Source organism: Trebonia sp. (assembly GCF_049794275.1).
GTDB lineage: Bacteria > Actinomycetota > Actinomycetes > Streptosporangiales > Streptosporangiaceae > Trebonia.
Genome location: NZ_JBARCR010001113.1, coordinates 1 through 4,510, shown reverse-complemented (window position 1 = coordinate 4,510; position 4,510 = coordinate 1). Strand labels below are relative to the sequence as shown.

At 72.3% G+C, this 4,510-nt stretch carries 6 protein-coding genes; 2 read left to right on the top strand and 4 right to left on the bottom strand.

Going from position 1 to position 4,510, the window contains the following annotated elements:
* Positions 1-543, bottom strand: a 543-nt coding sequence (locus WA805_RS27700; protein ID WP_425243803.1) for a LysE family translocator, incomplete at its 3' end; no start/stop codon positions are given.
* Entirely contained in the window at positions 540-1,757 is a 1,218-nt protein-coding gene (locus tag WA805_RS27695) for an alpha-hydroxy acid oxidase (protein WP_425243802.1), read from the bottom strand. The genes WA805_RS27700 and WA805_RS27695, both read right to left, overlap by 4 nt.
* 113 nt (positions 1,758-1,870) lie before the next feature.
* Between WA805_RS27695 and WA805_RS27690 the strand changes: the two genes are divergently transcribed.
* The gene (locus tag WA805_RS27690; protein WP_425243801.1) at positions 1,871-3,046 is read left to right on the top strand and encodes an LLM class flavin-dependent oxidoreductase; all 1,176 of its coding nucleotides are present in this window, start codon (positions 1,871-1,873) and stop codon (positions 3,044-3,046) included.
* On the top strand, positions 3,043-3,549 hold the full coding sequence (locus tag WA805_RS27685) for an NADPH-dependent FMN reductase (protein WP_422273135.1): 507 nt from the start codon (positions 3,043-3,045) through the stop codon (positions 3,547-3,549). The genes WA805_RS27690 and WA805_RS27685 overlap by 4 nt, the downstream gene beginning before the upstream one ends.
* A 189-nt stretch (positions 3,550-3,738) precedes the next feature.
* Here the strand turns inward: WA805_RS27685 and WA805_RS27680 are convergent, their stop codons facing one another.
* The gene (locus tag WA805_RS27680; RefSeq protein ID WP_422340315.1) at positions 3,739-4,281 is read right to left on the bottom strand and encodes a flavin reductase family protein; all 543 of its coding nucleotides are present in this window, start codon (positions 4,279-4,281) and stop codon (positions 3,739-3,741) included.
* A 4-nt stretch (positions 4,282-4,285) separates the two neighbouring features.
* Positions 4,286-4,510 (bottom strand): acyl-CoA dehydrogenase family protein (locus tag WA805_RS27675; RefSeq protein WP_425243800.1); only part of this gene is annotated, 225 nt, incomplete at its 5' end.

The window sequence follows — 4,510 nt, the reverse complement described above, 5'->3', positions numbered from 1 at the left end:
CGCGAACCACGCGCGGACCCCGCTGGCGGCCAGCCCCCACGTGCAGTCGGACAGCACCCCGATGGACACGGAAACCAGGGCGAGCAGCAGCATCTGCGCCGGGACGTGCCCGGCGCCGCGGTTCACGAACTGCGGCAGGATCGCGCCGAACAGGATGTACGCCTTCGGGTTCGTCACGCCGACCGCGAACCCGTCCCGCAGCGCGAGCCAGCCGGCCCGCGCGGGAACGGCGCCGGACATCGCCTCGCCGAGCTGCTGGCGATGCCGGATCGCCTGCACCCCCAGCCAGACCAGGTACAGCGCCCCGGCCAGCTTGACCGCGACGAACGCCTGCGCCGAGCGCTCGAGGAGCGTGCCGAGGCCGACGGCGACGCAGGCGGCCACCACGTAGTTGCCGCCGGCGTGCCCCACGGCGGTCGCGATGGCCGTCCGCCGGCCGTGCGCCAGCGCACGGCCGACCACGAACAGCACCCCGGGTCCTGGCACGACGATGATGAGGAACGACGCGATCGCGTAACCGAGCAGCTGGCCCGATGAGATCATGGCGCCGCCCGGGTGATGAGCTCGCGGCCGCGCTTGCGCAGGTCCGCGACCGAGGTGACGCCGAGCAGCTGCATCGTCGACCGGAACTGGCCGGTCAGCAGGTCAAGCGCCCGGTCCACGCCGGCCGATCCGCCGGCCATCAGCCCGTACAGGTACGCCCGGCCCAGCACGGCGGCGTCCGCGCCGAGCGCCAGCGCCACAATGACGTCCGCACCGTGCCTGATCCCCGAATCCACGAGCAGCGTGAACGAGGGCCCGACCGCCTCCCGCACCGGCGCGATCAAGTCGGCCGGCGCCACCGCACGGTCCAGCTGCCGGCCGCCGTGGTTGGACAGCAGGAGCCCGTCCACGCCGAGCTCCACGGCGCGGCGCGCGTCGGCGGGGCCGAGCGGCCCCTTGATCAGCAGCTTGCCTGCCCACCTGGACCGCACGTCCTCGATGTCGGACCAGGTCACGTCCGGGTCGAAGAACTCCGCTGTCTTCCGTACCGTCGTCCGCGGGCCGCCGGCGAAGTTGGCGTAGTCCAGCGCCGGCCCGCTCAGCAGCCGCCACCAGTACCCGGGCTTGGCGCCCACCTGCACGACGGTGCCCAGGGTGAGTGACGGCGGTATGGTCAGCCCGTTGCGCAGGTCACGTACTCGGTTGCCCGCGACGACCGTGTCCACGGTCACCATGAGCGTTCCGTACCCGTTGTCCGCCGCCCGTCGCACCAGGTCATGCGCCTGGGCGCGGTCCCTCGTCACGTACAGCTGGAACCACAGCGAGCCCGGTGCGGCGCCGCCCACCGCGGCGCGCAGCTCCTCGATCCCGGTCGAAGCCATCGTGGACAGCGTGTACGGCAGCCCGTGCCGCAGCGCCGCGCGCGCCGCCCCGATCTCCCCGTCCGGGTGCATCATCCGCGTGTACCCGGCGGGCCCGAGCAGCAGCGGCACCGGCAGCGGGGAGCCGAGCACCGGCGTCGTCGTGTCCAGCGTCCCTACCCCCGCGAGCGCGCGGGGCAGGAACCGCCACGCGCGGAACGCGGCCTCGTTCGCCCTGACGGCGATCTCCTCGTCCGCCGCCCCGTCCACATAGTCGAAGACCGGCCGGGGAATCCGCCGCTTCGCGACACGGCGCAGATCAGCGATGTCGAAGCACGAGCTGAGCCGGCGTTCCGTGGGGTTCAGCGACACCGGACGCAGTTGCACGAGCTTCCGCATATCGCGCACTCTCATGACGTGACGATACCTCGCGGCCACCTCGCCGCCCGCGTCCCCCGCGCCCCACGCCAGTCATGTACAGTAAATCTATCGGAATAGTAGATATATCCTCACGGAGGTACCGGACGATGTCCCTGCGATTCCACTGGTTCCTGCCGACCAACGGCGACGGCCGCGACATCGTCGGCGGCGGCCACGGCGTCGCGACCGGCGCGGCGGGCGCGATCCGCCCGCCGTCCGTCGCTTACCTGGGCCAGATCGCCCGCAGCGCCGAACAGCTGGGCTTCGAGGGAGCGCTGACGCCGACCGGCGCCTGGTGCGAGGACGCCTGGCTGACCTGCGCGATGCTCACCGAGGTGACGGAGCGGCTGAAGTTCCTCGTCGCGTTCCGCCCCGGCCAGATCAGCCCCACGCTGGCCGCGCAGATGGCGTCCACCTTCCAGCGCCAGTCCCGCGGCCGGCTGCTGCTGAACGTGGTCACCGGCGGCGAGTCCGCCGAACAGCGCGCCTACGGCGACTTCCTCGGCAAGGACGAGCGTTACGCGCGGACCGGGGAGTTCCTGGACATCGTGACGAGCCTGTGGCGCGGCGAGACGGTGACGCGGGACGGCGCGCACCTCAAGGTCGACCGGGCCAGGCTCTCCCGCTTGCCTGACCCGGTTCCCGACGTGTACTTCGGCGGCTCGTCGCAGGCCGCGGGGCCGGTCGCCGCGCGGTATTCCGACGTCTACCTGACCTGGGGCGAGCCGCCGGCCGCCGTGGACGAGAAGCTGCGCTGGATGGCCGGGCTGGCCGCGGCGGCGGGCCGCACGCTGCGCTTCGGCATCAGGCTGCACGTGATCAGCAGGGACACCGCCGACGAGGCGTGGCGGCAGGCCGGGCGGCTGATCGAGCGCGTCGACGACGAGATGATCCGCAAGGTCCAGTCGGGCCTCAGCCAGAGCGAATCGGAGGGCCAGCGCCGCATGCGCGAGCTGCACGGCGGGGGCGACCGGCACGACCTGACCGTCGCGCCGAACCTGTGGGCCGGCGTGGGCCTGGTCCGCGGCGGGGCGGGCACGGCGCTGGTCGGCAGCCATGCCGAGGTAGCGGACCGCATCGAGGAGTACGCCGGCCTCGGCATCACCGAGTTCATCCTTTCCGGCTACCCGCACCTCGAGGAGGCGTACTGGTTCGGCGAGGGCGTGCTGCCGATCCTCGCGGAACGCGGCCGCTGGCGGCACCCGGCGCCCGCCGCCGAGGCGCCGCAGACGATCTCGCCGTTCGCGCCGACGCACGTCCGCGAGCCGGCGGCCGCCTCATGACAACGATCGCCGTCGTCACGGGCAACCCCAAGCCCCAGTCGCGCACCCACGCCGTGGCCAGGGCGGTCGCCGACGTGCTCGCCGCCGGGCTCGGCGGCGACATCAGCCGCCTGGAGATCGACCTCGCCGAGCACGCCGCCAGCCTCTTCGACTGGTCCGACCCGGTCCTGACCAGGCTGACCGAGGAGGTGGCCGGCGCCGACATCGCCATCTTCGCCTCGCCGACCTACAAGGCCGCCTACACCGGCATGCTGAAGGCGTTCCTCGACCGCTATGGCTCCAACGGCCTCGCGGGCGTCGTCGCGGTCCCGGTGATGACCGGCGGCTGGCCGGGCCACCTGCTCGCGGTCGAGGTGCACCTCCGCCCGGTGCTCGTCGAGCTCGCCGCCACGGTCCCGTCCCGCGGCCTCTACGTCACAGAACCGGAGCTCGCCGACCTGAACGCCGCCGTCGCGAAGTGGTCCATCGCGGCCACCCCGCTCATCACAGCCCACATCCGCTAACCCCTATTGGCGGTGTGGCCCACACCGCCAATAGATTCGCACCTGTGGCCCACACCGCCAATGCCGCGCCACGCCCGAACCTGATAACAGCAAGAAGCGGGCCGCTCCCCGCGACTTAGGGCGCGAAAGTCACCGCAAAACCACCACAAACCGGACACATAACGTCCACTTCGCGCCCTAAGTGACCCGCTAGGCGGGGAGGCCGCCGTCGAGGGACGTGTAGCCGCCGCGCCAGAAGACCAGGGGCGCCGCGCCGTCGCCGTCGGTCTCGACGTGCCGGACGCGGCCGACGACGATCTCGTGGTCCCCGCCAGGCAGGGCGTGCTCCACGGTGCATTCGACGACCGCGATGACGCCGTCCAGCCGCGGGCTGCCGGTCGGCCCGCGGCGGTGCCGTACCCCGTCCCACGCCGCGGCGAGGCCGCGCCTGGCGAAGTTGGCCGACAGGTGGCGCTGCCGGTGGCCGAGCACGTTGACAACGAACGCGCCGTGGCCCCGGATCGCCTGCAGGGTGGCGCTGCTCAGGTCGAAGCAGACCAGCAGCAGCGGCGGGTCGAGCGACAGCGACGTCACCGCGTTGGCGGTGGTGCCGACCGGCTCGCCGTCGTCGCCGATCGAGGTGACGACGGTGACCCCGGTGGCGAAGTGTCCCATGGCCTCGCGGAACTCCACTGCGGAAACTCCCGGCGCCGCCGGCACGGCCGCCTCCCTGGATTCGTCGATAGCGGTCATCGGCTCACAGCTGTCCATGGTTCGGCGGGAGCACGTCGTTCAGCATGAAGTTCCCCACATGGTGGTATTTCCAGGCCACCGGGTCGTGGCTGGCGTGCGTGCGCGCGTTGCGCCAGTGCCTGCTCAGGTCGTACTTCTCGTCGGTCGCGCTGGCGCCGCTGAGCGAGAACAGGTCGGTGGTCACCTCGGCGGCCACGTCGCTGGCGAACGCCTTGGCCTGCGCGACGGC